29 protein-coding genes are annotated in these 26,456 nt (G+C 57.5%); 11 read left to right on the forward strand and 18 right to left on the reverse strand.

Translation table 11 applies throughout. The features are described 5' to 3' along the window. Positions 1-118: 118 nt before the first annotated feature. The 9 genes from phbB to AC2FLG_RS10975 all read right to left on the reverse strand — a co-directional run bounded on the left by phbB (position 119) and on the right by AC2FLG_RS10975 (position 6,370). A complete protein-coding gene (gene phbB, locus AC2FLG_RS10935) occupies positions 119-841 on the reverse strand; it encodes an acetoacetyl-CoA reductase (protein ID WP_271948478.1) in 723 nt (240 codons plus the stop codon). 113 nt (positions 842-954) lie between these two features. Then, the gene (locus AC2FLG_RS10940; protein ID WP_496706190.1) at positions 955-1,341 is read right to left on the reverse strand and encodes a hypothetical protein; all 387 of its coding nucleotides are present in this window, start codon (positions 1,339-1,341) and stop codon (positions 955-957) included. A gap of 7 nt (positions 1,342-1,348) precedes the next feature. Further along, positions 1,349-2,524, reverse strand: coding sequence for an acetyl-CoA C-acetyltransferase (locus tag AC2FLG_RS10945; protein WP_142635424.1), 1,176 nt, complete (start codon positions 2,522-2,524; stop codon positions 1,349-1,351). Positions 2,525-2,703: 179 nt separating this feature from the next. Then, complete coding sequence (locus tag AC2FLG_RS10950) at positions 2,704-3,537, reverse strand: EAL domain-containing protein (RefSeq protein WP_271948473.1); 834 nt, start codon at positions 3,535-3,537, stop codon at positions 2,704-2,706. An 85-nt stretch (positions 3,538-3,622) separates the two neighbouring features. Beyond that, on the reverse strand, positions 3,623-3,811 hold the full coding sequence (locus AC2FLG_RS10955) for a hypothetical protein (RefSeq protein WP_496691815.1): 189 nt from the start codon (positions 3,809-3,811) through the stop codon (positions 3,623-3,625). Between the two features lie 88 nt (positions 3,812-3,899). After that, positions 3,900-4,871, reverse strand: a complete 972-nt coding sequence (locus AC2FLG_RS10960) for a sterol desaturase family protein (protein ID WP_271948469.1) — start codon at positions 4,869-4,871, stop codon at positions 3,900-3,902. Continuing rightward, positions 4,868-5,254 carry a hypothetical protein gene (locus AC2FLG_RS10965; RefSeq protein ID WP_271948467.1) on the reverse strand — a complete coding sequence of 129 codons (387 nt, stop codon included), beginning with the start codon at positions 5,252-5,254 and terminating at the stop codon, positions 4,868-4,870. The genes AC2FLG_RS10960 and AC2FLG_RS10965 overlap by 4 nt, the downstream gene beginning before the upstream one ends. A gap of 117 nt (positions 5,255-5,371) precedes the next feature. Beyond that, positions 5,372-5,737, reverse strand: a complete 366-nt coding sequence (locus AC2FLG_RS10970; protein WP_496706192.1) for a hypothetical protein — start codon at positions 5,735-5,737, stop codon at positions 5,372-5,374. Between the two features lie 66 nt (positions 5,738-5,803). Continuing rightward, complete coding sequence (locus AC2FLG_RS10975; RefSeq protein ID WP_271948463.1) at positions 5,804-6,370, reverse strand: TlpA disulfide reductase family protein; 567 nt, start codon at positions 6,368-6,370, stop codon at positions 5,804-5,806. A gap of 21 nt (positions 6,371-6,391) precedes the next feature. On the opposite strand from AC2FLG_RS10975, the gene argH reads away from it, so the two are divergent. The 5 genes from argH (at position 6,392) to AC2FLG_RS11000 (ending at position 12,106) form a co-directional block, all read left to right on the forward strand. Continuing rightward, positions 6,392-7,780, forward strand: a complete 1,389-nt coding sequence (argH, locus tag AC2FLG_RS10980; RefSeq protein WP_496706193.1) for an argininosuccinate lyase — start codon at positions 6,392-6,394, stop codon at positions 7,778-7,780. After that, complete coding sequence (locus tag AC2FLG_RS10985; RefSeq protein WP_496691811.1) at positions 7,780-7,962, forward strand: argininosuccinate lyase; 183 nt, start codon at positions 7,780-7,782, stop codon at positions 7,960-7,962. Before argH ends, AC2FLG_RS10985 begins: the two co-directional genes overlap by 1 nt. Before the next feature lie 82 nt (positions 7,963-8,044). Beyond that, on the forward strand, positions 8,045-8,200 hold the full coding sequence (locus tag AC2FLG_RS10990; RefSeq protein WP_496706195.1) for a hypothetical protein: 156 nt from the start codon (positions 8,045-8,047) through the stop codon (positions 8,198-8,200). Between the two features lie 65 nt (positions 8,201-8,265). After that, positions 8,266-9,531, forward strand: coding sequence for a diaminopimelate decarboxylase (gene lysA, locus AC2FLG_RS10995; RefSeq protein WP_496689007.1), 1,266 nt, complete (start codon positions 8,266-8,268; stop codon positions 9,529-9,531). Positions 9,532-9,568: 37 nt separating this feature from the next. Next, positions 9,569-12,106, forward strand: a complete 2,538-nt coding sequence (locus tag AC2FLG_RS11000) for a TIGR02302 family protein (protein WP_496706197.1) — start codon at positions 9,569-9,571, stop codon at positions 12,104-12,106. Here AC2FLG_RS11000 and AC2FLG_RS11005 read toward each other — a convergent pair whose 3' ends face one another. Further along, a complete protein-coding gene (locus AC2FLG_RS11005) occupies positions 12,107-12,835 on the reverse strand; it encodes a zinc-ribbon domain-containing protein (RefSeq protein ID WP_496706198.1) in 729 nt (242 codons plus the stop codon). Positions 12,836-13,017: 182 nt separating this feature from the next. On the opposite strand from AC2FLG_RS11005, the gene AC2FLG_RS11010 reads away from it, so the two are divergent. The 5 genes from AC2FLG_RS11010 (at position 13,018) to AC2FLG_RS11030 (ending at position 17,070) form a co-directional block, all read left to right on the forward strand. Next, positions 13,018-13,695, forward strand: a complete 678-nt coding sequence (locus tag AC2FLG_RS11010) for a cell division ATP-binding protein FtsE (protein WP_142635446.1) — start codon at positions 13,018-13,020, stop codon at positions 13,693-13,695. Next, positions 13,692-14,594 carry a cell division protein FtsX gene (locus tag AC2FLG_RS11015; protein WP_496706200.1) on the forward strand — a complete coding sequence of 301 codons (903 nt, stop codon included), beginning with the start codon at positions 13,692-13,694 and terminating at the stop codon, positions 14,592-14,594. The genes AC2FLG_RS11010 and AC2FLG_RS11015 overlap by 4 nt, the downstream gene beginning before the upstream one ends. Then, positions 14,594-15,334 carry a lysophospholipid acyltransferase family protein gene (locus AC2FLG_RS11020; RefSeq protein ID WP_496706201.1) on the forward strand — a complete coding sequence of 247 codons (741 nt, stop codon included), beginning with the start codon at positions 14,594-14,596 and terminating at the stop codon, positions 15,332-15,334. The genes AC2FLG_RS11015 and AC2FLG_RS11020 overlap by 1 nt, the downstream gene beginning before the upstream one ends. Next, a complete protein-coding gene (locus AC2FLG_RS11025; RefSeq protein ID WP_496700916.1) occupies positions 15,321-15,926 on the forward strand; it encodes a pyridoxamine 5'-phosphate oxidase family protein in 606 nt (201 codons plus the stop codon). Before AC2FLG_RS11020 ends, AC2FLG_RS11025 begins: the two co-directional genes overlap by 14 nt. A 91-nt stretch (positions 15,927-16,017) precedes the next feature. Continuing rightward, complete coding sequence (locus AC2FLG_RS11030; protein WP_271948450.1) at positions 16,018-17,070, forward strand: sterol desaturase family protein; 1,053 nt, start codon at positions 16,018-16,020, stop codon at positions 17,068-17,070. Between the two features lie 102 nt (positions 17,071-17,172). Here the strand turns inward: AC2FLG_RS11030 and AC2FLG_RS11035 are convergent, their stop codons facing one another. Then, positions 17,173-17,766, reverse strand: a complete 594-nt coding sequence (locus AC2FLG_RS11035; RefSeq protein WP_142635456.1) for an NAD(P)H-dependent oxidoreductase — start codon at positions 17,764-17,766, stop codon at positions 17,173-17,175. A gap of 99 nt (positions 17,767-17,865) precedes the next feature. Here AC2FLG_RS11035 and AC2FLG_RS11040 point away from each other — a divergent pair, with 99 nt between their 5' ends. Further along, positions 17,866-18,444 carry a TetR/AcrR family transcriptional regulator gene (locus AC2FLG_RS11040; RefSeq protein ID WP_496706203.1) on the forward strand — a complete coding sequence of 193 codons (579 nt, stop codon included), beginning with the start codon at positions 17,866-17,868 and terminating at the stop codon, positions 18,442-18,444. Positions 18,445-18,461: 17 nt separating this feature from the next. On the opposite strand, the gene lpdA is transcribed toward AC2FLG_RS11040, so the two are convergent. The 7 genes from lpdA to AC2FLG_RS11075 form a co-directional block, all read right to left on the reverse strand. Beyond that, positions 18,462-19,850 (reverse strand): dihydrolipoyl dehydrogenase, encoded by a 1,389-nt coding sequence (lpdA, locus tag AC2FLG_RS11045; RefSeq protein WP_496706204.1) that lies wholly within the window; start codon positions 19,848-19,850, stop codon positions 18,462-18,464. Positions 19,851-19,934: 84 nt separating this feature from the next. Further along, complete coding sequence (locus tag AC2FLG_RS11050; RefSeq protein ID WP_496700912.1) at positions 19,935-20,324, reverse strand: MAPEG family protein; 390 nt, start codon at positions 20,322-20,324, stop codon at positions 19,935-19,937. A 43-nt stretch (positions 20,325-20,367) separates the two neighbouring features. Further along, complete coding sequence (locus tag AC2FLG_RS11055; RefSeq protein WP_142635953.1) at positions 20,368-20,637, reverse strand: hypothetical protein; 270 nt, start codon at positions 20,635-20,637, stop codon at positions 20,368-20,370. 2 nt (positions 20,638-20,639) lie between these two features. Further along, positions 20,640-22,142 (reverse strand): 2-oxoglutarate dehydrogenase complex dihydrolipoyllysine-residue succinyltransferase, encoded by a 1,503-nt coding sequence (odhB, locus tag AC2FLG_RS11060; protein WP_496696446.1) that lies wholly within the window; start codon positions 22,140-22,142, stop codon positions 20,640-20,642. A 2-nt stretch (positions 22,143-22,144) separates the two neighbouring features. Continuing rightward, entirely contained in the window at positions 22,145-25,102 is a 2,958-nt protein-coding gene (locus AC2FLG_RS11065) for a 2-oxoglutarate dehydrogenase E1 component (RefSeq protein ID WP_496696444.1), read from the reverse strand. A 37-nt stretch (positions 25,103-25,139) separates the two neighbouring features. Then, a complete protein-coding gene (locus tag AC2FLG_RS11070) occupies positions 25,140-25,838 on the reverse strand; it encodes a sulfotransferase family 2 domain-containing protein (protein ID WP_496700906.1) in 699 nt (232 codons plus the stop codon). A 57-nt stretch (positions 25,839-25,895) separates the two neighbouring features. After that, positions 25,896-26,438, reverse strand: coding sequence for a DUF805 domain-containing protein (locus tag AC2FLG_RS11075; RefSeq protein WP_496706405.1), 543 nt, complete (start codon positions 26,436-26,438; stop codon positions 25,896-25,898). Between the last annotated feature and the right edge of the window lie 18 nt (positions 26,439-26,456).

Consider the following 26,456-nt stretch of genomic DNA (forward strand, 5'->3'; position numbering starts at 1 on the left):
TTCTGAATGTGTTGAAGTGGATTTTCGGTTCCCGCTGATCGCAGCGCGCGCGGTCTTACGGGATAAAAGAAGGGCCGGTTCTGCTTAGAACCGGCCCGCTTGCATTTTGGCAGCCAACTTAGGCGAAGAACTGAGCACCATTGGCCGAGATGGTCGATCCGTTGATGAATTGCGAGTCTTCAGAGGCCAAGAAAGCAACGCAGCGTGCGATCTCTTCCGGTTCGCCCAGTCGGCCCGCCGGAATCTGGCTGATGATGGAATCACGAACCTTCTCGGGGACAGCCATGACCATTTCGGTTGCGATATAGCCGGGGCAGATAGCGTTGGCGGTGATGCCCGCGCGCGCGCCTTCCTGCGCCAGCGACTTCACGATTCCCAGGTCACCCGCCTTGGTTGCGGCATAGTTCACCTGAGCGAACTGACCCTTTTGACCGTTGATCGAGCTGATGACGATGACACGGCCAAACTTGCGCTCACGCATGCCAGGCCAAACCGGGTGAACGGTGTTGAATACGCCGGTCAGGTTGGTGTCGATCACCTGATGCCACTGCTCGGGTGTCATTTTGTGGAATGGGGCGTCCTTGGTGATGCCGGCATTGGCAACAACGATGTCGATCGGGCCAATCTCGGCTTCGACCTTTTCGATGCCCGCTTTGGATTCGTCATAATCCGCAACGTTCCATTTGTAGGTGGCGATTCCGGTCTCGTCGGTGAAATTCGCGGCGGCTTCGTCGTTCCCCGCGTAGGTGGCTGCAACATTGTACCCTTCGGCCTTAAGCGCCTTGGAAATTGCTGCGCCAATGCCGCGGGAACCGCCGGTGACGAGTGCTGTTCGTGCCATTTAGGAATCCTCCAATTTAAGTCGTCTTGGTAATGCTGTTACTATTCCGAACCAACCAGCGCAACAATATTGCGCAGGCAAGTTGCCGCAGCGCTGGGGTTTTTGGTTTCGCCTCAGGGTAGTGTGAGGCCACGATCTTTACCCAATGCACGGCAATAGTCGATCCAGTCCTTATTTTCGTTCAGCAGAGCCAAATTGCCAAAGCGAACGTGCCATGTCTCGGACAATCGAACCTGCGCGGACTGGATGTGTTTGTAGGGGTTCTTAATGCCTTCCATTGCGGCCTGATCACGAGCTTCCACAACGAATAACGCCGCGCAGGCAAGCGCGGCGTCTGTGGTTGTTTGGTCCTTGTTCCGGCGTGCTCTCAGCTCGGCCAGCTCTGTAAAGATGATGCTGCACTCCGTCAGGCTGGTCGAAAGCGGTTGACGGTTCTGTGCGTCTGCGGCCCCTGCAAAGCAAATCACAAGGGCCGAAATAAGAGTGGGCCGAGAAGGCATTGTTAGATCAGTCGCGCTCGACACATAGGGCAACGCCCATGCCGCCACCGATGCACAGAGTCGCCAGACCTTTTTTCGCGTCCCGCCGCTTCATTTCGAACAACAGAGTGTTCAGAACGCGGCAGCCCGAAGCGCCGATCGGGTGACCGATGGCAATGGCGCCGCCATTGACGTTCACGATGGACGGGTCCCAGCCCATGTCTTTGTTCACGGCACAAGCTTGTGCGGCAAAGGCTTCGTTGGCTTCGATCAGATCCAGATCGTCAACCGACCAGCCCGCCTTTTCCAGCGCCTTGCGCGAGGCATAGATCGGGCCGACGCCCATAATCGACGGGTCCAGACCAGCGGTAGCATAAGATGCAATCCGCGCCAGAGGTTCAATCCCGCGCTTTTCGGCATTTGCCGCCGACATCAGCAGGGTCGCAGCCGCGCCGTCGTTCAGGCCCGAGGCATTGGCGGCGGTGACCGATCCGTCCTTAGCAAAAGCCGGGCGCAGTTTGGCCATGGCTTCCATGGTTGCGCCGTGGCGGATGTATTCGTCTTTGTCCATCACGATGTCACCCTTGCGGGTCTTGATGGTAAAGGGGGTGATCTCATCGGCGAATTTGCCTGCCTTCTGCGCAGCTTCGGCCTTGTTCTGGCTTGCGACGGCGAATTCATCCTGCATATCGCGGCTGATCTGCCACTTTTCAGCAACGTTTTCGGCGGTTTGACCCATGTGATACCCGTTGAACGCATCCCACAGTCCATCGCGGATCATTGTGTCGATATACTTCATGTCGCCCATCTTTTGGCCGGCGCGCAGAGCGGCGGCATGGGGCGACAGGGTCATGTTCTCTTGCCCGCCAGCAGCGACGATATCAGCATCGCCCAGTTGGATATGCTGTGCGCCCAGTGCCACGGCGCGCAGGCCGGATCCGCAGACCTGGTTGATGCCCCAGGCCGCGCTTTCCTGCGGCAGACCGGCGTTGATATGCGCCTGACGCGCCGGGTTCTGACCCTGGGCTGCGGTCAGAACCTGACCCAAAATTGTCTCGCTGACTTCGCCTTTTTCGATTCCGGCGCGTTCGACTACGGCTTCAAGAACGGCTGTGCCCAAATCATGGGCTGCGGTGTTCGCAAACGAACCACCAAAGCTGCCGACGCCTGTACGTGCGGCGGATGCGATAACTACATTGGTCATTATGATCAGTCCTTTACCGACATGGTCCGGCGGAATGTCTGACGGCGCAGGTCGAGAGGTTCCCCCCGCAACAAGAGCGCCCCGTAATCCCCCGCTCAAGTATCACTGCAATAGCGCAATGCTGCATTTGCAGCAACGGGCAGCTTGTCTCAGGACCCAAGGTCCCTGGTTTTTTGGGGTTAACCCGCCGATTTCTGTTCGTTTTCCGTTTTCCAGGGCGCAGAAACCGTAGGTGCGCCGAACAGAAATCCTTGCAGACAATCGACACCATTGGCCACCAAAAACTCAGCATCCGCTTTGGTTTCGACCGATTCGGCCGTGACCAGAATCTCAAATTCCCTTGCAACTGCGATCAGGGCACGAACCAGCGCCTGATTATCCGGGTTTTCACTGATGCCGCGGATGAACTGGCCATCAATCTTGGCGGCATCAAAAAGAAACTCGCGGAAATGGCGGAAGCAGAAATTGCTGGCACCAAAATCATCCAGCGCAAATGCAACGCCACGTGGTTGCAACCGGTCCATGAAATCGACCACGAGTTCCGGCACGGTCATGGCCGAACTTTCGGAAATTTCAAGGATCAGCCTTTCACCGATACTGGCATCTTTTTTCATGAACCGGTCAAGAACACGCGACCAACGTCCATATCCGATCGACCGTGCGGACATATTGATCGACATGCGGATGTCCGGGGTGCGCGCCAATGTGCGCAGGCCCATCTCAAGCGCGATGCAGTCCAATTCGCGGCCAATCGGGGTGTTTTCAAGCTGAGGCATAAATTCGCGTGCCGGGATGACACGACCGGTTTCATCCAGCACCCGGATGAAGCCCTCGTAGAAGGCGATACCATGTGGCGCGTTAGCCTGCATGACCGGTTGAAAGGCCAGTTTGCACTGTTTGTGTTTGACAGCATCCGTAGCCATCTGGATCGTTGAGTTGTCGCGCGACAGCACGGCCGCGTTTAACGGGCTGTCTGATCCTTCGGGTAAATCTGCCAGTTTCCTGTCCCGCATGATCGAAATCGCTTCCCTACCGTCGTCGGTCAGGATCCAATTTCAGGGCAAAGATGTGAATCTGCGGTTAATGGAAATGAAAATGTCAGCGGGCTGCGTCCAGAACACGTCCCAGAGATCTAGCGGCACCAATAACTGCGCCCGTAAATCCCAGCACCATCATGGCCAGTCCAAACGCGATCAGCGTTGCGGTCCCGGCGGCCAGCGCTGTCAGCATTGCGAGAAGCAGTCCTATCAGTCCTAAAACTGTGGAAAATGTTGTCCAACGGGTCATGATAATCTCCGGTCACTCGTAATGCACATCGTTTGGATATGTGCAGGCTGAGCTAATTTTCAAGAAAATCAGCACGTGACAGGCGGATTCAAGCTTGTTTTGCTTCGGATTTGTGCGTTTCGGTCTCAAAATGCTCAAATCCGGGCGTCCCTCGATCCCTGGGGTTGCGCGAGATATGCTTGGCTTTGATCTGCTCCGAGCTATCCCGGCTGCCGTCATGGCTGTAACCGGGTGGGGCAAAGCAATAGGCCAACCGCTGGCGCAATGTTAGCCCCGATTGCGTGGCATCCTGCCAGATTCCGACCCATTCGTGAAAGGCGACGCGCAACGGGTTGAAGGTTCCGATATTGTGAACCAACCCATAGTCGACTTTGTCATCGATCTGCTCTGGCACAAAGGTGCCGAACATTTTGTCCCAGATGATGAACACGCCGGCATAGTTGCAATCCAGATAGCGCGCGTTGCGGCCATGATGGGCGCGGTGGTGGCTGGGGGTGTTCATAACCGCCTCGAACCAGCGGGGCATCTTGCCGATGGCCTCGGTGTGAATCCAGAACTGATAGATCAGGTTCAGACCGCCGACAAACAGAACCATTGCCGGATGAAACCCCAGCAGGATCAGCGGCGCGCGCACGACCATCATGAAGGTGAATGTATAAGTCCAGGTCTGACGCAACGCCGTGGTCAGGTTGTAATGCTGAGAGCTATGATGGTTCACATGGCTGGCCCAGACCCAACGGATGCGATGCCCGAACCGATGCACCCAATAGTAACGCAAATCGTCCAGCAAAAAGCACAGGATAATCACCGGGATCGAGGTGCCCAGGTTCAGCGGAGTAATCTGCCACAACCACATAAAGAACCCGTAGGCGATGAAACCCAGCAGAAACCCCGAGGCAATATTGCCCGCGCCCATGATCAGCGAGGTGACCGCATCCCGCGTTTCATAGCGCCCGCCCCGGCCTTTGAAAGCGATCCAGACGAACTCGGCCAGAATTGCGGCGATAAAGAACGGGACTGCCCATTGCACGGCATCGGGAAAGGAAATCTGGTCGGTCATGCGGGCTCCATCAAGTGTCGCCAGTGGGCGCGTTCGATGTCATCGAGGTGGATGCGGGTTGAGGGGGTTCCGAAATCATGAAACTGAACTTCGAATCCGTCCGGATGCTCGATCCAGTCATAATCCTGCAGGTGGCGGGCCACGGTATCCGCGCCGAACGACCACAAAAGGCCAGAACCGGTTGTGGTTCGGATCAGCGCGGAACGTTGGTCATGCGCTACGGTTACATCTGCGATCACGTCATCGGGGAAATGGCGCGACCATTGCGCACGGGCCAGATCAGGCGTCAGGGCGAACTGCCGCGAACGGCCCGTCAGATGCAGCAGAATAGTAATTCCGCCGATCCCCCCAACGACCAGAACCAACAATATCTCCAGCGGCATGACTTCCTCCTGACCCACAAACTGCAAAGCGGAGGCTTGGCTGTCAAAGGTGGCGTCGCGTAAGCTGAAATTCGACCTGAAGCACCGGTTGGGGATCACGCTACCCGTGCAAAGAGGTCAGTTGGTAATCGTATAGGTCCCCCCGGAATCACCCTTGCCCCTGTTGCGGGTAAAGGTCACCTGGTTCCCTTCTATCGTTACTTTCTGGCAATCCTGCGGGATCTGATTTCCGCCAACAACAAGCGTTCGGCACCAAAAACGTTTGTTCCAGATCCACGCGCCCGAGAATTTGACCTTGTCGCTGGTTTGTCCGGAAATCTTCCCGTCGGGTGAAATAAGCACCCAAGTGCCGCCATCTACCAGTTTTTTACCAGCGACAGCATTCTGAAAATCTTGTTCTTTCCTGATGTCTTTGGCCTCCGCGACCAATGCCGAGCCCAAAATCAGACAGGCAGCAATGGCCAGAGTGAATACGTTCTTCATAAAGAAAGCCTCCTCGTTACAATGACGGGGAGGCTATCATAAATTCAGGACTTCAGGAAAACGACCTTAGCTTTCTTCCGCGACCAGTGCCGCAATGATCGCCTTGGCACTGTCTGAATTCCACTCGGCATCCCCGATCAGGCGGGCGACTTCATTGCCATCGGGGTCAAGAATGACCGTGATTGGCAGGGCAATGACACCGAACTCACGTGCCACAGCCGAGCCCGGATCTTGATGGCGCGGCAGGTTCTCGATGTTGTTTTCCTCGAAAAACTTCTTGATCCCCGCGGGTGAGTTCCGCCCGGTGGCTAAGGTCAGGACTTCGAATTTGTCACCCCCGAATTCCGCCTGCAACTCGGCGATCTGAGGCATTTCCTTGCGGCACGGTGCGCACCATGTGGCCCAAAAGTTCAGCAGAACGTATTTGCCCTGATAGTCGGCAAGCGTTGCGGTGCCACCGTCATCTTCCAACTGAAATTCGACCAAGGTGTGCGGTTTGGGCTCTTTGTGCAGGATCAACCGCTTCAGGGTGCCTTCGCGCAGCGGACCCAGAGTTTCCGCATCTGTGGCCAAAGCCGCGTTTGCACCTAGCGCAAGGGCCATATAAAGGGGGATCAGACGAAATAGGCGCATATCAACTCCGGGTTTTCTTACATGACCGATCAATCTTCGAACCAGATGTGGGGCGGCCGCTTTGCCGCCGGTCCAGACGCGATCATGGAGGCAATCAATGCCTCGATCGGGTTCGATCAGCGGATGGCAGCCCAGGACATTGCAGGCTCGCGCGCCCATGCCGCCATGTTGGCTGCCACGGGCGTTATAACTGATAGTGATGCTGAAGCTATTCGGGAAGGGCTGCTCACCGTATTGTCAGAAATTCAGAGCGGGGCGTTCCAGTTCTCGACCGCGCTGGAAGACATCCACATGAATGTCGAGGCACGGCTGAAAGAGGTCATTGGCGAACCTGCAGGCCGTTTGCACACAGGCCGGTCGCGCAATGACCAGGTGGCGACCGATTTCAAATTGTGGGTGCGTGATCAATTCGATGCCGCCGATGCCGGTCTGCTGGCCCTAATCCGCGCGCTTTTGGCGCAGGCAGAGGCCGGGGCGGACTGGGTCATGCCGGGCTTTACGCATCTGCAAACCGCCCAGCCTGTGACCTGGGGTCATCACATGATGGCTTATGTCGAAATGTTCGGGCGAGATCTGTCCCGCGTCCGCGATGCCCGCGCGCGGATGAACGAATCCCCACTGGGGGCTGCCGCGCTGGCTGGAACCTCGTTCCCTATTGATCGGGTCATGACCGCCGAGGCGCTGGGCTTTGACCGTCCCGCTGCCAATTCGCTGGACGCCGTCAGTGACCGCGATTTTGCGCTGGAATTTCTGTCAACTGCTTCGATCTGCGCAATGCACCTGTCGCGCTTTGCCGAAGAACTGGTGATCTGGTCTTCTGCCCAGTTCCGCTTTGTCACCCTGTCTGACCGTTTTTCGACTGGCTCGTCTATCATGCCGCAAAAGAAGAACCCGGATGCGGCAGAACTGATCCGTGCCAAGGTCGGGCGCATTTATGGCGCCAACACCGCGCTGATGATGGTGATGAAGGGCTTGCCGCTGGCCTATTCCAAGGACATGCAGGAAGACAAGGAACAGGTTTTTGACGCTGCCGATAACTGGATGCTGGCACTGGCAGCGATGGAAGGCATGGTCAAGGATATGACCGCCAACCGCGAAAGCCTGGCTGCGGCTGCAGGGTCGGGTTTTTCGACCGCGACTGATCTGGCCGACTGGCTGGTGCGCGTTCTGGGCCTGCCGTTCCGCGATGCCCATCACGTCACCGGATCGCTGGTTGCGATGGCCGAGAGCAAGGGCTGCGATCTGCCGGACCTGACGCTTGCGGATATGCAAACAGTGCATGCGGAGATCACCGATGACGTCTTTTCTGTCCTTACGGTGCAAAATTCGGTAAACTCGCGCCAGTCTTACGGCGGCACGGCACCGGATCAGGTGCGGGCTCAGGTCAAGCGATGGAAGGCGTTGGTGTAATGCGAATTCTGACTGCGGCTCTGTTGGTGCTGGCAGGGGTAACCCTGGCCGGATGCGGTGCGGATGGCGAACCGATCCAACCAACGATGAGCGCCAATATCGGCGTCGGCACCAGCGGCGCCTATGTCGGGGGCGGCGTTGGCCTGCAACGCGGCCCCCTGAGCGTTTTTCTCGGGCGGTAGTGTTTCCCGAGTTGCAGTTTCAGCACTCAGTTCCCATTTCAGACCGATCAATGGCGCTCGGCCGTAAACCTTGGAAAAAGAAATGAATATGAAGATTTTAGGCCTGTTCTTTGGCTTCGCCATTCTTGCGGCTTGCGACCCATCCTATAAACCGCGACCCGATCCCGAACCCCAATCCGGCGGATCTGGAATTTCGATATCCGGTTATGGGCGGGTCGGCGTTTCGCATATTGAATGACGCGACACCCCTGTTTGCGTAGAATCCATTGATCCGCCGGGGCATTTTGGTCTAAGCGCGTCTTTATGGATCACTTTCTTTACCGCGACGGCGCGCTTTACGCCGAGGATGTCCCGATCTCCGAAATCGCAGCTGCGGTTGGGACACCCTTTTACGTCTATTCGACGGCGACGCTGCTGCGTCATTTCCAGCTGTTCGATGAGGCGTTGGACGGGACCGACCACCTCGTATGTTATGCGATGAAGGCCGCCAGCAATCAGGCGATCCTGAAGACGCTGGCCGAGGCAGGCGCGGGGATGGACGTTGTTTCGGGTGGGGAATACCTGCGGGCCAAAGCTGCCGGAGTGCCCGGCGATAAGATCGTGTTTTCGGGCGTTGGCAAAACAGCCGAAGAAATTCGCACCGCTCTGACCGGTGGCATTCGTCAGTTCAACGTGGAATCCGAACCCGAGATGGAGGTGATCAACGCCGTTGCGCTTGATTTGGGCGTCGTTGCTCCGATCACCGTTAGGGTAAATCCGGATGTGGACGCCAAGACCCACGCCAAAATCGCCACCGGAAAATCCGAGAATAAATTCGGCATTCCGATCGCCCGCGCGTCAGAAGTCTATGCCCATGCTGCCAGCCTGCCCGGGCTGGAGGTCATTGGCATCGACGTCCATATCGGCTCGCAACTGACCGAGCTGGAGCCTTTTGCATTGGCCTATCAGAAGGTTGCTGAGCTGACTGAGACGCTGCGCAATGAGGGTCACAATATTCGCCGCCTTGATCTGGGTGGGGGGCTGGGCATTCCCTATGCGCGCTCGAACGACGCGCCGCCGCTGCCTTTGGAATACGGTGCTCTGATCAAAGACACTCTGGGTCATCTGGGATGCGAAATCGAAATAGAGCCGGGCCGCCTAATTGCCGGTAATGCTGGTTTGATGGTCAGCAAAGTGATTTATGTGAAATCCGGCGAGGGCCGGGATTTCCTGATCCTCGACGGTGCCATGAACGACCTGATCCGCCCGGCCATGTACGAAGCCTATCACGATATCGTACCGGTGATCGAACCCGTGCCGGGCACGGAACAGCAACCCTATGATATCGTCGGTCCGGTTTGCGAAAGCGGCGATACATTTGCCAAGCAACGGCAGATGCCGCCACTGGGTGCTGGTGATCTGGTCGCCTTTCGCAGCGCAGGGGCCTATGGCGCGGTCATGTCCAGCGAATACAACACGCGGCCCCTGATACCCGAAGTTCTGGTGCACGGAGATCAATTTGCCGTAATTCGTGAACGTCCGAGCTTTGACGAAATCATAAACCGCGATACCATACCCGAGTGGCTCTGACGCAATAGACGCGCGGGCCGCTGAACGGAGGCCCGACTTGACCGCAAGAGAAACCTTGCCGATCCCCAGATTGTCTTTGCTGCTAACGCAGGTGGGGATGCTAAGCGAGCAAGTTTGGCGGTCTTTCTGGCCGTTTTTCTCAATTTCCATGGCGCTGTTGGCCGCGCTGATGCTCGGACTGCAGGACCATGTCGGGGTGGAAACCGTTTGGGTCGCGGGGTCGGCGGCGTTGTTTGGGCTGTTGGTTGCACTGATCCACGGCGCGCGGCGGTTCCGTATCCCGACACGAAACGAAGCGTTGATCCGGATGGATGAGACCCTGCCAGGGCGTCCTATCCAGGCTCTGATGGATGAACAGGCCATCGGCGCGATGGATGCTGATTCTGTGGCCCTGTGGCGGGCTCATCAGGCGCGTATGGCGGAACGTGCCGCACAGGCTGCGCCGGTAAAGCCCGATCTCCGACTGGCCGACCGCGACCCCTATGCTCTGCGGTTCATAGCTTTGCTGGCGCTGGTGATTGCCGTGCTTTTCGGCTCTTTCTGGCGCATAGGATCCGTGACAGAGATGACACCGGGTGCAGCTGTTGCCGGTCAGGGACCAAGTTGGGAAGGCTGGGTCGAGCCGCCACGCTATACCGGCTTGCCAACGCTCTATCTGGCGGATCAATCCGACCCGACACTTTCGGTCCCGCAAGGCAGCCGCATCACATTGCGATTCTACGGCGAGGTCGGTGCGCACAGCTTGACCGAAACCTCGACACCGCTGGGCACGGAAGCGGTCACCGACCCTGAACAGGAATTTGTTGTCGAACGTTCGGGCCAAATGACGATAGACGGGCCTTCCGGGCGCGATTGGGCGTTGGAAGTGATCGCAGATACGTCTCCACGGATCACCGTGTCGGACGTTGCCAAATCCGAAGCAGGCGGCCAGATGAAACTGCCCTTTGCGGCCAAAGATGATTACGGTGTGATAGCAGGCTCTGCCCTGATCGAACTGGATCTGGATGCAATTGATCGCCGCTATGGTCTGATGGCGATTCCAGAACCGCGTGAGGTGATCGAGGTTGAGTTACCGATGCCCATTACAGGCGACCGGGCCGATTTCACCGAGAATCTGATCGAGGATTTCTCACAACATCCCTGGGCGCATCTGCCAGTAAAGATCACTTTGATGGCGCGTGATGCTGCCGATCAGCAAGGGCAGTCTGAACCCTATACAACAGCACTTCCGGCGCGTCGGTTCTTTGATCCGCTGGCGGCTGCGATCGTTGAACAGCGGCGCGATCTGCTGTGGTCACGGGACAACGCGAAACGGGTATCTCAGATTCTGCGGGCGGTATCGTATCTGCCCGAGGACCTGTTCCGCTCGGATACGGCCTATTTACGCCTGCGGGTGACACTTCGGCGGCTTGAGACATTTACCGAATACGGGTTGAAGCCGACGCAGCAGGAAGAAATCGCGGCCTCACTATGGAAGCTGGCCGTATTGATCGAGGACGGTACGCTTGCCGACGCTCTTGAGCGGATGCGCCGGGCGCAGGAGCGCCTGACGGAGGCGATGCAGAACGGGGCAAGCGACGAAGAGATCGCTGAGCTGATGCAAGAGCTGCGCGAGGCCACCCAGGACTATCTGCAACAGTTACAGCGGTTGGCAGAGCAGAACGGCGAAGAAGGTCAGCAGGGGCAAGACGGTGAATCCTTGCAAATGACGCAGGATGATCTGCAACGGATGATGGATCGAATTCAGGATCTGATGGAGCAGGGCCGTATGGCCGAGGCGCAGCAGGCGCTGGAGGAATTCCAGCAGATGATGGAGAACATGCGCGTCACGCAAGGCCAGGGTCAAGGTCAGCAGTCCGAAGGCCAACAGGCGATGGAGGGTTTGGCAGAGACATTGCGCGATCAACAGGGGCTGAGCGATCAGGCTTTCCGCGATCTGCAAGAGCAGTTCAATCCCGGTGCGCAGACTGGTGAAAACCAGGGCAATCAGGGCCGCAATGGCGGTCAGGGCCGTGGTCAGAGCCACGAAGGCCAGGGCGGACAGGGGCAGGGTTCGGACCAGGCTGATGAAGGTCAGCAGGGTCAGGGTTCGCTGGCCGATCGTCAACAGGCCCTGCGCGATGAGCTGGGCCGCCAGCAACAAAACTTGCCCGGTGCCGGTACCCCGGAAGGCGAAGCCGCCCGTGATGCGCTTGGGCGCGCTGGCCGCGCCATGAATGAGGCTGAGCAGGCTCTGCGGAATGACGAGCTGGCTGATGCTATCGACAACCAGTCCGAAGCGATGGATGCGCTGCGGGAAGGGATGCGCTCGTTAGGTGAGGCCTTGGCCCAGAACCAGCAGAATCAACCAGGTCAAGGCAGCCAAGAAGGCGATATGCAGGCCAACAACCGCGATCCACTGGGCCGCAACCCTGGGGCAAACGGGTCGATGTCAACCGATGAGAGCCTGCTGCAGGGTGAGGACGTTTATCGCCGTGCGCGCGAGTTGCTGGACGAAATTCGCCGCCGGACCGGTGAATCCGAACGTCCCGAGATTGAATTGGAATATCTCAAGCGCCTGCTTGAACGGTTCTGATCAGTTCTGGGAAGCGCCAGCCTGAGTATCCAGCCAAAGCCGGGCTTGATCCACCAAAGACACATAAGGTTTGAGAACTGCATCCGCCTGAGGAACAGCCTCACTGATTTGCGGAGCATTGCCGTAGATCAGGAACAGGATCACACCAAGTATCAAGATCAGAGCGAACCCACGCAGAAAGCCGCCGGATTTGCGGGGCGCAGGCGCTGATACCTCGGGCGCATCTGCAGAGGCGTCGCCGCGGAATCCGGAATTGATCGTCTCGACATCGGGCAGGGCGTCACCTTGCCCGGAATCTTTAGCGGTTTCTGTAGCTGTCAGTTCCTTGACCGCCTGTTCGGGGTCTGGTTCCGGCTCGGAAGGTGGATCAAGGGCAAGATCAGGCTGGCTTTCAAGACTGCTGCCTTCCTGGGCCCGCAATTCGGCTTCGCGTGCGGCTTCTTCCTTCAGAATATCGGCGACCGAAGGATCTACACTGCTGACCGGCGCACCATCCTTTGGTGGGGCTTCGGGCTCGGTCTGGTCGGCGGTTTCTGGCTCCGCCGGTGGAACTGCCTTATCCTCGGCAGTCGTTTCATCTGCAGGTTGCTCAACGGTTGGATCCGCCGGATGTTTGGCCTGGAACCACGTTTTCTCGCAATTCGAACACTGAACATCGCGGCCTTCCTCTGGAATGACCTCGTCTGGCACCTCGTATTGGGCACTGCAGTTGGGACAAGTAAGACGCATGCTGCCTCCGGGCCGGGGGTTGGCCTGATAATAGTTTTTTTAAGAATGATATTCCGTTAGAACCAAACAGCAAAGCGCGTTTTCGGTTTCGCGGGCCAAGTGTCACCATTTGGACCCGGTACGGGCATTGAAACCTGAACCGCGCTGGGGCAAGAAGAGCGGCACAAAAATTGGGGGCCCCCGTGATCGAGCTGGACCATGTCAGCTACACCTATGGTGGAGGTGAATTGCTGAGCGACGTATCGCTTAAGCTTCAACCGGGGTCGTTTCATTTCCTGACCGGGCCGTCCGGTGCTGGCAAAACAACCCTGTTAAAGCTCTGCTATGGCGCATTACTGCCCACATCGGGAAGGCTGAGCGTGTTCGATCAGGATATCGCCCGCCTTAACCGCGATCAGATGGCCCTGATGCGCCGCCGGATAGGTGTGGTGCATCAGGATTGCCGATTTCTGGATCACATGACTTTGGCCGAGAATGTCGCTTTGCCGTTGATGGTATCCGGTAAGGCGGAAATTGCCGAGCAAACAGATCTGTCAGATCTGTTAAACTGGGTCGGGCTGGGTGCGCGTCTTGACGCGCTGCCACCAGAGCTGTCAGGCGGTGAACGCCAGCGTGCGGCGCTGGCCCGTGCGGTGATGCTGTCGCCGGATGTCGTGCTGGCCGATGAGCCGACGGGCAATGTGGATTGGGAAATGTCTCAGCGCCTTTTGCGCCTGCTGGTCGAGTTGAACAAGATGGGCAAGACAGTCTTGATTGCGACCCATGATCTTAGCCTGATCCGTGCGGCGAAAAGCCAGGTGCAGGCGCGTGTTTTGCGCATCTCGCAGCGCCAAATTCAACTGGCGGGGGCGGATCTATGAACGTGGAAACTTTCCGCAACCTGTTGAAACGTGATGGTCGTGCCGACCGAGTTGTTCCGCCCACTGGCTATACTGCACATCTCACACTGTTCGTGTCCGGTGCGATGGGCTTTCTTGCGGTGTTCGCGCTGGCTCTGTCATTGGCGTCGGGGCGAGTGGCAGACCGCTGGGCAAGCGAACTTGCCGGCGCTGCCACGGTGCGGATCAATGCCCCGGCCGACCAGATGGCCGCCCAGACTGAAACCGCGCTGACGGTGTTGTCGCAAACACCCGGTGTCGCCTCTGCCCGGGCGTTGACCATCGAGGAGCAGATTGCGCTGTTGTCGCCCTGGTTTGGCCCGGATTTGCCACTGGACACGCTGCCCGTGCCGAAGCTGATCGAAATTGTCGAAGGTGAGCCAGGTCTGGATGCAGCAGGATTGCGCCTGCGTCTTGGGGCCGAGGTGCCCGGAGCCGTTCTGGACGACCACTCGCGCTGGCGCGAACCTTTGGTTGATGCGGCCCGCTCGCTCCGGAGGCTTGGCTGGGTCTCAATCCTTCTGATTGGCGGAGCGACCGCCGCCATGATCACATTGGCGGCCAATGCGTCGCTGGCAGCCAACGCGCAGATTATCGAAGTGCTGCGTCTTGTCGGGGCCCGGGATCGATTTATTGCCAATGCGTTTGTTCGCCGCTTCACCTACCGCGCATTTTTTGGTGCGATGGTTGGTGTGCTGTTCGGAATGACAGGTGTGTTGTTGCTGCCCGAGGCATCGTCGGACGAGGGCGGCTTTCTGACGGGCCTGGGCTTTCAGGGGGCAGGGTGGCTGTTGCCAGCCCTCATCCCGGTACTGGGTGCTGCGGTGGCCTTTCTAGCCACATGGACTGCGGCAAACCGCAAATTGAAGGAGCTTTCGTAATGGCCACTCCAATTCAATGGATCCGCTCACTGGTCTTCATGATCGTGATCTACATGTGGATGCTGGTCCTTGGCCTCGTGTTTGCTCCTTACGCCATGTTTGCAAAGCGCGGAGCGTTACATGCATGCAAGACCTATGCGCGCACAACCATGTGGCTGGCGCGTTGGATGGTTGGTATTCGATGCGAAGTTCGCGGGACTGTGCCAGTGGACGAGGTGGTCATCGGGGCCAAACACCAGTCTTTCCTCGATATCATCATGATCTTTAGTGCGATTCCTCATGGCAAGTTCATTATGAAGCGCGAATTACTGTGGACGCCAGTCATTGGGCTTTACGCCAGCCGCCTGGGGTGCATCCCGGTCAATCGCGGCAAGAAGGGCGCTGCTGTGGCCAAGATGGTCCAGGATGTGGCAAAGGAATTTACAGAACCTGGCCAGTTGGTGATCTATCCGCAGGGCACCCGTGTCGCGCCAGGCGTTCACAAACCGTATAAGGTTGGAACTGCCGTCCTTTACGAAGGCTTGGGAATCCCTTGCGTACCTGTTGCAACAAATGCCGGAGTGTTCTGGCCCCGAAGCGGCGTGATGCGCAAACCCGGCCTTGCGATCGTCGACTTCCTTGATCCGATAGAACCCGGCATCGAACGTGCGCGCTTTCTGGACCGATTGGAAGATGTGATCGAGACGCGCTCGAACGCTTTGATGACAGAAGTGGGGTTTGATCCTGATGCAGTTCATTGACGATATCGAAACGCTCGAGGGACATTACGGCGCACCGGGCGCCCCATCATTGCGTAAAGTAGCGCACCGGTTGACGCCTCTGTACCGGCAATGGGTCATGGCTTCGCGGCTATGCGTACTCAGTACGGTTGGGCCCGAAGGGGTCGATGGCAGCCCACGTGGCGATGATGGTTCGGTGGTTCTGGAACTGGATCCAAAGACATTGGCGATGCCCGACTGGCGCGGAAACAACCGGCTGGATAGCTTGCGCAATATCGTGCGCGATCCGCGTGTGTCCTTGATGTTCATGGTCCCAGGGTCGAACAATGTTGTGCGCGTCAACGGGTCGGCCCGACTGACAGCGGACCAAGACCTTCGAACCCGGTTCGAAAAACAAGGCAGGCTTCCGGCCACCGTGATCGTCATCGACATTACCGAGGTCTACACTCAGTGTGCCCGTGCGCTGATGCGTGCGCGGACTTGGAGCAGCGGGGACGAAGCCGCCATATTGCCGACAATGGGTGAAATCCTGGCCGAAGCGTCAGACGGCGAGGAAGGTGGCACGCAATATGATGAGGCCTGGGGGCAACGCGCCGCAAAAACGATGTGGTAGCCTGTTTACTTATCAAGGTTTGGTCAAAGAATCGTCACACGGGTAGGTAAGTAGAGAACCGTGAGGCAAATACAGGTTACAGGAGCCGTCAATGGAGCAGCTTAGTTCAGTTTGGGATTCTTTCCTGAACCACGCCCGCTATGTGTTTACGTCTCCTTTGGATCCCACGAACCGGATTTTCTATGTTTATGTTGGCAGTTCTCTGCTGATTGCCTTCGCCATCTATGCCGTGAAGCGCAGAAACGCGTCACATGTCGACGGTGAGAGCAGCTTTCTGGGGTTTCTGTTTCCCCGCAAGGTCTGGGACCACCCTTCGGCATGGCTCGATATCCGCTATTTCTTTTTCCACAAACTGATCGGGCATTTTCTGATATTGGGTCTGCTCGCCGGATCAGCTGCCTTGTCCTATCAATGGGCAAGCGGTGGGCTTGACCCCAATAACTCACCCCGGGCAGAGCCCTTGGTTGGCTGGTTGGGGGCTTTGGCTACCTTCACCTACATGCTCATTCTATTCCTGATTATGGATTTCATCGGCTACGCAGCCCATTACCTGCAGCACAAGGTCCCGCTGTTGTGGCAATTTCACAAAGTTCATCACAGCGCCGAGGTGATGCACCCGTTGTCGAATTTTCGCGAACATCCGATAGACAATATCCTCTACAATGTTGCGATTGGGTTTGGTGCCGGCGCAGTAACCGGGTTTGCGTTTCGACTGTTAGGGTACCAGCCGAACATGCCGGCATTGCTGGGCGTGCCGGTGCTGATGTTCTTGTTCAATGTCGGAGGTTATAATCTGCGACATTCCCATATCTGGTTGCGTTGGCCGGGTGTGTGGTCGAAAGTTTTTCCCTCGCCTGCGCATCACCACGTGCATCACAGTTGCCACCCGGACCATCTGGACAAAAACTTCGCCTTCATGTTTCCGTTCTGGGATGTGTTGTTCGGCACCTACATCATGCCTGAGGATAACAGGGACGTGAAATTCGGCGTGACCGAGAAGGACAAGGGTCACGAGATGGACACCTGCATGAAGCTCTATTTCCTGCCGTTCAGAGATGCGTGGCGTATTCTGAACAAGAAACGGCGGCCATCGTCTTACCAAGCGCCCGATGCAGATGCCGCCAGTCGCCATTCGGTCAAATAGCGAGCATCTGCGGTGGTTGCCGGCCTGACGTGATCCGCTGATCGCCTGTGCCCGGCAACGCCTTGGCGGTGGTTTCGGCTGGGCATAGTGACGCAAACGCCCTCAAGCCGCGGCGGCTCCGATCTTGGCGATCTTGCTGACCCAGCGGTCCACGTGACCCGGTTTGGGATAACTTGCCCCGGCAAAATAGGTGAACCGGGTCGGCTTGAAGCCAACAAATCCCAATATCTGATCGCGTACCTGGCGGATCAGGGCCTGGCGATAGATCAGGCGCATGAACCAACCCGGCGTATCTGATGTCAGAATGACGCGCGCGGTGCGTCCGCTCAGCATCGGGGCGGGCAATCCAATCTTCGTGGTGTTTCGCGTGTCAAAGGTGCGTCCGGGGATGAACATCCGGTCGATCAGACCTTTGAGCTTTGCGGGCAATCCGCCCCACCACATTGGCGTGGTCAAGACCAGGTGCTCGCTCCATTCGAAATCTTGCAATACCTGCTCAAGAACCGGTTCTAGCGGTTTGAAATCGTGATAGTTGCCCTGACCAAAATCAAAGTCGAATTGCATCTCGCTTAGATGGACCAGACGCACGTCATGTCCCTTGCCTCGGGCGGCGTCGGCATAAGTTTCGGCAAAGGTCCGTGACAGGCTGCTATCGGCGGGGTGTCCGTCGAGGACAAGTATTTTCTTCGGTTGCATGGGGCTCTCCTGAAAATGACCGTGGTCACTTATAGAATCGAAAAGTGACCGCGGTCAATAAAAATTTGACCATGGTCAAAAAACATGCGAGCTAACCATATGCAAAAACCACCCCAGAAACGAACTCTCAAAACTCGGGCCCGGCTTTTGGCGGCTGCCGAGGCACTCATTGAAAACAGCGGATACGAAGCGCTGAGGGTAGAAGAGGTCGTCCAGAGCGCTGGCGTCGCCAAAGGGACGTTCTTCGCGCATTTTCGCGACAAGGATGCCTTGATGGAGCTTCTGATCGCAGATCGGCTGAATGCCTGCCTCGATCAGGCCGAGGCTGGGACCGCGCCCAAATCGGTGAATGATATCATGACCGCCCTGCAGCCGGTTCACAGCTTCATGACATCCGAACGGTATGTCTTTGACTTGTTGATAAGATATTCGGGGGCGGCGGCTATCGCCGATATCGGACCGATCGCATATTGCTTTGAGCGCTACTTTCGTGTGGTGATGATGTGGCTTGACGCCGCGGATGTCCGGCAGGACATTCCGACCGAGCTGTTGGCCGAAGGTGTTCAGGCCTTTGCCATTCAGGCCATGTCCCTGAAGTTCTGCGCCTTGCACGCCTCGACCGGTTTTACCGACCGGTTGAGGGTCTATCTGGATGCATGGTTGACCCCGGCGACCTAGTCACCGGGGTCCTTTTGTTAGCTGTGAATTGGCCCGTCACCGCAGGCCAGGGCCGCCTCACGCACCGCTTCGGAATATGTCGGATGCGCGTGACAGGTCAGCGCCAGATCTTCGGCCGAGGCGCCGAATTCCATCGCCACGCAGACCTCGTGAATCAAATCACCCGCAGCCGGGCCAATGATATGCGCGCCCAGAATGCGGTCGGTTTCCTTGTCTGCCAGAATCTTGACGAAACCATCCGAGGCAAAGTTCGCCTTGGCGCGGCCATTGCCCATGAACATGAACTTTCCGACCTTATAGGCACGGCCCTGTTCCTTGAGCGTCGCCTCGGTCTCGCCGACATTGGCGACCTCGGGCCAGGTGTAGATCACGCCCGGAATGACGCCATAGTTCACATGCCCATGCTTGCCCGCAATCTGTTCGGCAGCGGCCATGCCTTCGTCTTCGGCCTTATGCGCCAGCATCGGGCCTTCGGTCACGTCGCCGATGGCGTAGATGCCGGGGACGTTGGTCTGCCAATCGGCGCCTACCTTGATCTGACCGCGGGGTGTCATTTCAACACCCAAAGCGTCCAGCCCCAAACCATCCGAGAACGGTTTGCGCCCAGTAGCGACAAGGACGGTATCGGCGTCAATCACATGCTCGCTGTCATCCTTCAGCAGCTTATAAGTCACCTTGGCCTTGGTCTTGGTGGCTTCGGTCTTTTGCACCGCAGCACCCATGACAAAGTTCAGGCCCTGTTTCTTGAGGATGCGCTGGAAGGTTTTCTGAACCTCAGGGTCCATGCCCGGGGTGATTTCCTTGAGGAATTCGATCACCGTGACTTCGGAACCCAGACGGCTGTAGACCGAGCCCAGTTCAAGCCCGATCACACCTGCGCCGATGACGACCATCTTTTTCGGAATCTTGCCCAGCGCCAGCGCGCCGGTTGAGGTCACGACGACCTTTTCATCCACTTCGACACCAGGCAGCGCGGAAGGCTCGGACCCGGACGCGATGATGATGTTCTTGGCCTCGTGAACCTCATCACCGACCTTGACCTGACCGGCAGCAGGGATCGAGCCCCAGCCTTTCAGCCAGTCGATCTTGTTCTTCTTGAACAGAAACTCGATGCCCTTGGTGTTGCCGTCAATGACTTCGTCCTTATAGGCCTGCATCTGCTTCCAATCGACCGACGGGCTTTTGCCCTTGAGGCCCATCTTGGCAAAGTTATGCTCGGCCTCGTGCAGCTGATGGCTGGCATGCAACAGCGCCTTGGACGGAATGCAGCCCACGTTGAGGCAAGTGCCGCCCAGCGTCTCACGCCCTTCGACCACGGCGGTTTTCAACCCCAGCTGCGCGCAGCGGATGGCGCAGACATAGCCGCCGGGGCCTGCTCCGATTACGATGACGTCATAGTTTGCCATTTGTCCGGTCCTTGTATTTGGTGGGGTCGGATGCGCTTGTCTGCGCAATGCACCCCCATTGAATAATCTATGCGGCAGCTCGAATCAAAACACAGCTGCCAACAGCATTGCAGTGGTCGCCAGCAGCCCGATCATCCAGATCACCGTACGCCATGGTGTCCAGCCAAATGCATAGGCCGGAACATAGGAAGCGCGTGCGATCAGGTAGACCCAACTACAGGCGGCAGTAAAAGCGCTGGATTGCCCCGAGGCCGTAATGACCAAAGATGCGATAGCGAACAAAACCAACCCTTCGGAATGGTTGCTAAGCGCCCGGTGCAGTCGTCCCATTGCAGCAGGTTTGTCAAACGGGGTATCACGTGGCCCCAACGCGTGCAGCACATCGACCTTGCCGTGGCCAGAGATCAAATAGGCGACAAATTGAGCGACCCAAAGAAGGGCTGCCAGCGACAAGACGGTCAATTCCGTGGTCATTCAGCTTGTTTCCTCGCACTAGGAACGGATGCGATAAATCGGTTTAAACTGGCGTCAGAAGCTTCACCTGAATATGCGCGATCCCGCCGCGTTCGTGATGCATGGCCAATTCCTCGGAATCAAAGAAACTCAGGGCCTTTTCAAGATCAACCACCTCAAACATTGCAACCGCATGATCACGCTGATCGGGGTCTTTCCAGATGTGGAGGTCGCGGATACCCGCGGCCTCCCGCATTGGCTTGTCTTCGCGAAACACTTTCAGCCAGACATCGAAATCGGCAACGTCAGCCTGCCAGAGTACATGAGTTGCCATGGTCATAGATCCATCAGCAGACGACGTGGGTCTTCCAGCGCCTCTTTCACGCGCACTAGGAAGGTCACAGCACCTTTGCCGTCCACGATCCGGTGGTCATAGGACAGAGCCAGATACATCATCGGGCGGATCTTGACCTCACCGTTGATGGCCATCGGACGGTCCTGAATCTTGTGCATACCAAGAATACCCGACTGCGGCGGGTTCAGGATCGGCGAGGACATCAGCGAGCCATAGACGCCGCCGTTCGAAATGGTGAAGGTGCCGCCCTGCATCTCTTCCATGCTCAGCTTGCCGTCACGGGCGCGCCTGCCCTTTTCGGCGATTGCCTTTTCGATCGCGGCAAATGACATCGAATCTGCATCACGGATGACCGGAACAACAAGACCGGTCGGCGTGCCTGCGGCGACACCCATATGCACAAAGTTCTTATAGACAATGTCGGTGCCATCAATCTCGGCATTCACTTCGGGCACTTCTTTCAGTGCATGACAGCAGGCCTTGGTGAAGAAGGACATAAAGCCCAGACGGACGCCGTGCTTCTTCTCGAACTGGTCTTTGTACTGGTTGCGCAGGGCCATCACCTCGGTCATGTCCACCTCGTTATAGGTGGTCAGCATGGCGGCGGTGTTCTGGCTGTCTTTCAGGCGTTTGGCGATGGTCTGGCGCAGGCGTGTCATGCGCACACGTTCCTCGCGGCTGGCATCCTGTGCAGCAACGGGTGCGCGTGGTGCCTGGGTCGCAGGTGCGGGTGCCGCGACAGCGGGCGCTGGGGCCGCGACTGCCTTGGCCACATCTTCCTTCATGATACGTCCGTCGCGTCCAGTTCCCGTGACCTGATCGGCGGACAGGCCAGCCTGGGCCATGGCTTTTTCGGCCGAGGGTGCATTGGCCACATCTTTGCCGCCAACGGAATCACTTCCGCTTGCAGGTGCAACCGCTGCCGGAGCGGCTACTGCCCCTGCTGCTGAACCCGAGATCACCGCCAGCTTGGCTGCGGCATCTACGGTTGCGCCTTCAGGGGCAACGATTTCTGCCAGAACACCCGCCGCAGGGGCGGGAACCTCGACCGAGACCTTGTCGGTTTCCAGCTCACACAGCATCTCGTCCTGTGCGACGCTGTCACCGACCTGTTTGAACCAGGTCGAGACCGTCGCTTCGGTCACGGATTCGCCCAGCGTGGGCACCATCACATCAACGCTGCCGCCCGAGGCTGCCGGTGCTGCGGCAGGCGCAGGTGCGGCGGCTGGGGCCGGGGCGGCACCTTCTCCGGCGACGATTGTCGCCAGCAGGGCATCAACACCAACGGTTTCGCCTTCGGCGGCGACAACCTCACCCATCACGCCAGCGGCGGGCGAGGGGACCTCGACCGTGACCTTGTCGGTTTCAAGCTCGCACAGCATTTCATCGACCGCGACTGCATCACCGGGTTTCTTGAACCAGGTGGCGACGGTGGCTTCGGTAACGGATTCGCCCAGCGTGGGAACACGAACTTCAATGGACATCATTACTTTCCTTCAATGCTCAGCGCTTCGTTCACCAGCGCTTCTTGTTGGGCTTTATGTTGGCTGGCCAGACCTGTCGCAGGTGAGGCCGAGGTGGCGCGGCCGACATAGACCGGGCGGGTATGTTTGGCGCCGATCCGGGTCAGGACCCATTCGATATTGGGTTCGATAAAAGACCATGCACCCTGGTTCTTGGGCTCTTCCTGACACCAGATGATTTCGGCTCCCTTGAACCGTTCCAGTTCATTGATCAGCGAATGCGCGGGGAACGGATAGTACTGTTCGATCCGCATCAGATAGACATCGTCGATGCCGCGCGCGTCACGCTCTTCCAGCAGGTCGAAATAGACCTTGCCGGAACACATCACGACCCGCTTGATTTTGTCATCCTTGACCAGGGTTGTGTCCGAGTTACCCTTTTGCGCGTCGTCCCACAGCACCCGGTGGAAGCTGGAGCCGGTGGTGAAATCCTCGGCCGTGCTGATCGCCAGCTTGTGGCGCAGCAGCGATTTCGGTGTCACCAGGATCAGCGGCTTGCGGAAGGTTCTGTGCAACTGACGGCGCAGGATGTGGAAGTAGTTCGCAGGCGTCGTGCAGTTGGCCACGATCCAGTTGTCCTGACCACACATCTGCAGAAAGCGTTCCAGACGCGAGGAAGAGTGTTCAGGCCCTTGCCCTTCGAACCCGTGCGGCAGCAGGGTCACCAGACCGGACATGCGCAGCCATTTGCTTTCGCCCGAGCTGATGAACTGATCGAACATGATCTGCGCACCGTTGGCGAAATCGCCGAACTGCGCCTCCCACAGGGTCAGAGCGTTGGGTTCAGCCAGGGAAAAGCCGTATTCAAAGCCCAGAACCGCGTATTCCGACAGCATCGAGTCGATCACCTCATATTGTGATTGACCAGCCCGGATGTTGTTCAGTGGATAGTACCGCTCTTCAGTTTCCTGATTGATAAAGCCGGAATGACGCTGGCTGAACGTACCGCGCGTCGCGTCCTGTCCCGACAGGCGAACTGGATAGCCTTCGGTCAGCAATGATCCAAAGGCCAGTGCCTCACCCGTGGCCCAGTCAAAGCCTTTGCCGCTTTCGAACATTTGCTTTTTGTGATCCAGCAGGCGGCCGACAGTTTTATGGAGCGCAAATCCTTCGGGGGCCCGGGTTAGCGATGCACCAACCTCGGCCAGGGTTTCTGGTGCAATCGCAGTATCGCCGCGAACATATTCGTCTTTGTTCTTATCCAGATGCGCCCAACGCCCGTCCAGCCAGTCGGCCTTGTTGGGCTTATAGTCTTTGCCGGCTTCGAACTCATCATTTAGATGGGCCTGGAAGGCGGCTTTCATATCTTCGATCTCGCCTTCGGGGATCAACCCGTCCTTGACCAGCCGTTCCGTGTATAGTGACAGCGTGGTCTTATGGGTCTTGATCTTCTTGTACATGATCGGATTGGTGAACATGGGCTCGTCGCCCTCGTTATGCCCGAACCGGCGATAGCAGAATATATCCAGAACCACGTCCTTGTGGAACTTCTGGCGAAACTCGGTCGCAACCTTGGCTGCGTGTACCACTGCCTCGGGGTCGTCGCCATTCACGTGGAAGATCGGGGCTTCAACCATCAGTGCGATATCCGTGGGATAAGGGCTGGAGCGCGAGAAATGCGGTGCGGTTGTAAAGCCGATCTGGTTGTTCACCACGATATGCATGGTGCCGCCGGTCCTGTGACCGCGCAGGCCGGACAGGCCGAATCCTTCGGCAACGACACCCTGACCGGCAAAGGCCGCATCGCCATGCAGTAGAATGGCCATGACTCTGGTCCGGTCGGTGTCGTTCAACTGATCCTGCTTGGCGCGGACCTTGCCCAGAACAACAGGGTTCACCGCCTCAAGGTGGCTTGGGTTAGCGGTCAACGACAGGTGTACGCTGTTGCCGTCAAATTCGCGGTCGCTTGAGGCGCCCAGGTGGTATTTTACATCGCCCGAGCCATCCACGTCCTCAGGCTTGAAGCTGCCCCCCTGGAATTCGTTAAAGATGGCGCGGTATGGCTTGGCCATTACGTTCGCTAGAATGTTCAGACGTCCGCGGTGTGGCATGCCGATGACAATATCGCTCAGGCCTAGAGCCCCGCCGCGTTTGATGATCTGTTCCATCGCGGGGATCAGTGCTTCGCCGCCGTCCAGACCAAAGCGCTTGGTGCCCATGTATTTCACGTGCAGGAACTTTTCGAACCCTTCGGCCTCGACCATCTTGTTCAGGATGGCCTTGCGGCCCTCTTTGGTGAACGCGATTTCCTTGCCATAGCCTTCGATCCGTTCCTTCAGCCAGGCAGCCTCTTCCGGGTTCGAAATATGCATGTATTGCAGCGCGAAGGTGCCGCAATAGGTGCGTTTCACGATCTCGACGATCTGGCGCATACTGGCCATCTGCAGGCCCAGCACGTTGTCGATAAAGATCGGGCGATCCATATCGGCATCGGTAAACCCATAAGTCTTGGGGTCCAATTCCGGATGCGTGCTGGCAGCCCGCATGCCCAACGGGTCCAGATCGGCGGCCAGATGACCCCGAATACGATAGGCCCGGATTAGCATCAGCGCCCGCAGACTGTCCAGAACTGCGCGCTTAATCTGGTCTTCGCTGACGGCAACACCTTTGTCGGCGGCTTTTTCCTTGATCTTCTTACCCGCCGCCTTGGCGTCGATCTCGGCCCATTCGCCAGTCAACGCACCGGTCAGATCATCCGTCGGCATCGGCGGCCAGTCGGACCGCGCCCACGAAGGCCCCTCGGCCTCGCGCTGGACATCAGGCGAGGCGTCGCCCATGGCCTTGAAGAACTCGGCCCAGGCGGCATCCACCGCGCCGGGGTTCTTGGTATACTGGGCGTAGAGCTGCTCCAGATATTCGGCATTATGCCCCTGCATAAAGCTTGAGGCGTGGAAGGCAGAGTTGGGCGTATGTTCGGTCATTGTAGGACCTCAAATGCGATTTCGGATTTGGTAGGATTTAGTTTTGCGGATCTTCGGGGTAGTTTCCGGCCTCGAATACCCAAGTCATTCTTCGTCGAACGATATCTATCGTATCTGCGTCGAAATAATCGGGCACCGGAATGCCTTTTCGTCGTTCGGCCATCGACTTTTCGTGCGGCAATTCAAAGCTGTCTTCCGGCAGCCCAAAAGAGCGATAAATCTCTTTCAGATCTGACTGCAGGTTTTCCTTGCGGACGAACTTGTCCACGATCAGCTTGTTGTTGATCGAGACTATGTCCCAGTTATTGCCCCAGGCCTTTGACCGGATGAACTCTTTGAACTGAGCAATTTCGGTCTGCGGGTCTTCCGAGGGCAATCCTTGCTGATGCTTCCGAAAGTGGTAGTCGGATACAGCACGATCGAACGGATTTCGTACGTTGGCGATCTTTGTATAGGAATCAAAGGTCTTTGCCCCAAGATTGGCTCGAACCTGTTTCGCAGGCATATGGTTGCGCCATGCGTATTTGCGCCAGAACTGCCATTTTGGCCGGACCAAACTTGCAGTTTTTCCACGAGCACCGACAATACCGTATTTCGATACGCGGATTTGCCCATTTTCAAGCCGCGGAAGACCGGGTTCTTCGCATAAAGGCTGAAGCGCTATCTCGGTAGAGGTTCCCGCAGTCTTCGTCGTCTTGAGATAGATGAATTTGTGCTCATGGCAAACCAAAACCATGTCAGATGGCCTTTCTGGCCACAGGGGCCGCTTGTAGAGAGTTTACGCTCAGCAGGTTCATTGAGGGACCTCTGAAGGATTGGGACCGTATTGGTTGGTGCCAGGCTGGCTGGGTCGGGCCAGCCACCACAGCACCAGAAGGGGAGAAACAAACAGGACTATAAATGTAGGAACGACGATCAGCAGTGTGGCGCGGGTGAACAGGATGTCCAGATTGCCACCATGCTGGAAATGCGAGGCGAGACCGATGCCAAAGACCAGTACGGCCCCGGCGCCAAAGAACAGCAGGATTGGCAGCAGCGCATACAGCCCGCTGCGCCCGGTATCATGCATCCGCCGCCATGCGACGGCCAGATGCGGGAAGAACACGATTAGACCAACAATACCCTGCACAGGCTGCGAAGACGTGACGGACACGGATCTGGACGTCTCGGTTTCAGTCACAGCGACTTGCGTGAAGAACTGCGCGTCGATGATCCCGGCAATAATGCTCCAGATCAGGATGAACAGGAAAAAGAACCAGTATTCGGGCCGCGAGGCACGACCCGAGAACGTGAAGTACTTGGAGAAACAGGTGCGGATGGCGTCGGAGAAGGTCATGGTTGTTGGTTGACTCAT

Source organism: Ruegeria sp. CDSA193 (assembly GCF_059611885.1).

What these genes read in the sequence shown, in the direction of transcription:
- AC2FLG_RS11065 (WP_496696444.1), bottom strand. Translation starts at nt 25,102, where the DNA reads ATGACCGAACATACGCCCAACTCTGCCTTCCACGCCTCAAGCTTTATG.
- AC2FLG_RS11025 (WP_496700916.1), top strand. Translation starts at nt 15,321, where the DNA reads ATGCAGTTCATTGACGATATCGAAACGCTCGAGGGACATTACGGCGCA.
- lpdA (WP_496706204.1), bottom strand. Translation starts at nt 19,850, where the DNA reads ATGGCAAACTATGACGTCATCGTAATCGGAGCAGGCCCCGGCGGCTAT.
- AC2FLG_RS11030 (WP_271948450.1), top strand. Translation starts at nt 16,018, where the DNA reads ATGGAGCAGCTTAGTTCAGTTTGGGATTCTTTCCTGAACCACGCCCGC.
- AC2FLG_RS10940 (WP_496706190.1), bottom strand. Translation starts at nt 1,341, where the DNA reads ATGCCTTCTCGGCCCACTCTTATTTCGGCCCTTGTGATTTGCTTTGCA.
- AC2FLG_RS10950 (WP_271948473.1), bottom strand. Translation starts at nt 3,537, where the DNA reads ATGCGGGACAGGAAACTGGCAGATTTACCCGAAGGATCAGACAGCCCG.
- AC2FLG_RS11040 (WP_496706203.1), top strand. Translation starts at nt 17,866, where the DNA reads ATGCAAAAACCACCCCAGAAACGAACTCTCAAAACTCGGGCCCGGCTT.
- AC2FLG_RS11070 (WP_496700906.1), bottom strand. Translation starts at nt 25,838, where the DNA reads ATGGTTTTGGTTTGCCATGAGCACAAATTCATCTATCTCAAGACGACG.
- AC2FLG_RS11075 (WP_496706405.1), bottom strand. Translation starts at nt 26,438, where the DNA reads ATGACCTTCTCCGACGCCATCCGCACCTGTTTCTCCAAGTACTTCACG.
- AC2FLG_RS11005 (WP_496706198.1), bottom strand. Translation starts at nt 12,835, where the DNA reads ATGCGTCTTACTTGTCCCAACTGCAGTGCCCAATACGAGGTGCCAGAC.
- AC2FLG_RS10985 (WP_496691811.1), top strand. Translation starts at nt 7,780, where the DNA reads ATGCGAATTCTGACTGCGGCTCTGTTGGTGCTGGCAGGGGTAACCCTG.
- AC2FLG_RS10970 (WP_496706192.1), bottom strand. Translation starts at nt 5,737, where the DNA reads ATGAAGAACGTATTCACTCTGGCCATTGCTGCCTGTCTGATTTTGGGC.
- AC2FLG_RS11055 (WP_142635953.1), bottom strand. Translation starts at nt 20,637, where the DNA reads ATGGCAACTCATGTACTCTGGCAGGCTGACGTTGCCGATTTCGATGTC.
- AC2FLG_RS10965 (WP_271948467.1), bottom strand. Translation starts at nt 5,254, where the DNA reads ATGCCGCTGGAGATATTGTTGGTTCTGGTCGTTGGGGGGATCGGCGGA.
- AC2FLG_RS11035 (WP_142635456.1), bottom strand. Translation starts at nt 17,766, where the DNA reads ATGCAACCGAAGAAAATACTTGTCCTCGACGGACACCCCGCCGATAGC.
- odhB (WP_496696446.1), bottom strand. Translation starts at nt 22,142, where the DNA reads ATGTCCATTGAAGTTCGTGTTCCCACGCTGGGCGAATCCGTTACCGAA.
- lysA (WP_496689007.1), top strand. Translation starts at nt 8,266, where the DNA reads ATGGATCACTTTCTTTACCGCGACGGCGCGCTTTACGCCGAGGATGTC.
- AC2FLG_RS11020 (WP_496706201.1), top strand. Translation starts at nt 14,594, where the DNA reads ATGGCCACTCCAATTCAATGGATCCGCTCACTGGTCTTCATGATCGTG.
- AC2FLG_RS10960 (WP_271948469.1), bottom strand. Translation starts at nt 4,871, where the DNA reads ATGACCGACCAGATTTCCTTTCCCGATGCCGTGCAATGGGCAGTCCCG.
- AC2FLG_RS10990 (WP_496706195.1), top strand. Translation starts at nt 8,045, where the DNA reads ATGAATATGAAGATTTTAGGCCTGTTCTTTGGCTTCGCCATTCTTGCG.
- AC2FLG_RS10975 (WP_271948463.1), bottom strand. Translation starts at nt 6,370, where the DNA reads ATGCGCCTATTTCGTCTGATCCCCCTTTATATGGCCCTTGCGCTAGGT.
- AC2FLG_RS11015 (WP_496706200.1), top strand. Translation starts at nt 13,692, where the DNA reads ATGAACGTGGAAACTTTCCGCAACCTGTTGAAACGTGATGGTCGTGCC.
- phbB (WP_271948478.1), bottom strand. Translation starts at nt 841, where the DNA reads ATGGCACGAACAGCACTCGTCACCGGCGGTTCCCGCGGCATTGGCGCA.
- AC2FLG_RS11050 (WP_496700912.1), bottom strand. Translation starts at nt 20,324, where the DNA reads ATGACCACGGAATTGACCGTCTTGTCGCTGGCAGCCCTTCTTTGGGTC.
- argH (WP_496706193.1), top strand. Translation starts at nt 6,392, where the DNA reads ATGACCGATCAATCTTCGAACCAGATGTGGGGCGGCCGCTTTGCCGCC.
- AC2FLG_RS10945 (WP_142635424.1), bottom strand. Translation starts at nt 2,524, where the DNA reads ATGACCAATGTAGTTATCGCATCCGCCGCACGTACAGGCGTCGGCAGC.
- AC2FLG_RS10955 (WP_496691815.1), bottom strand. Translation starts at nt 3,811, where the DNA reads ATGACCCGTTGGACAACATTTTCCACAGTTTTAGGACTGATAGGACTG.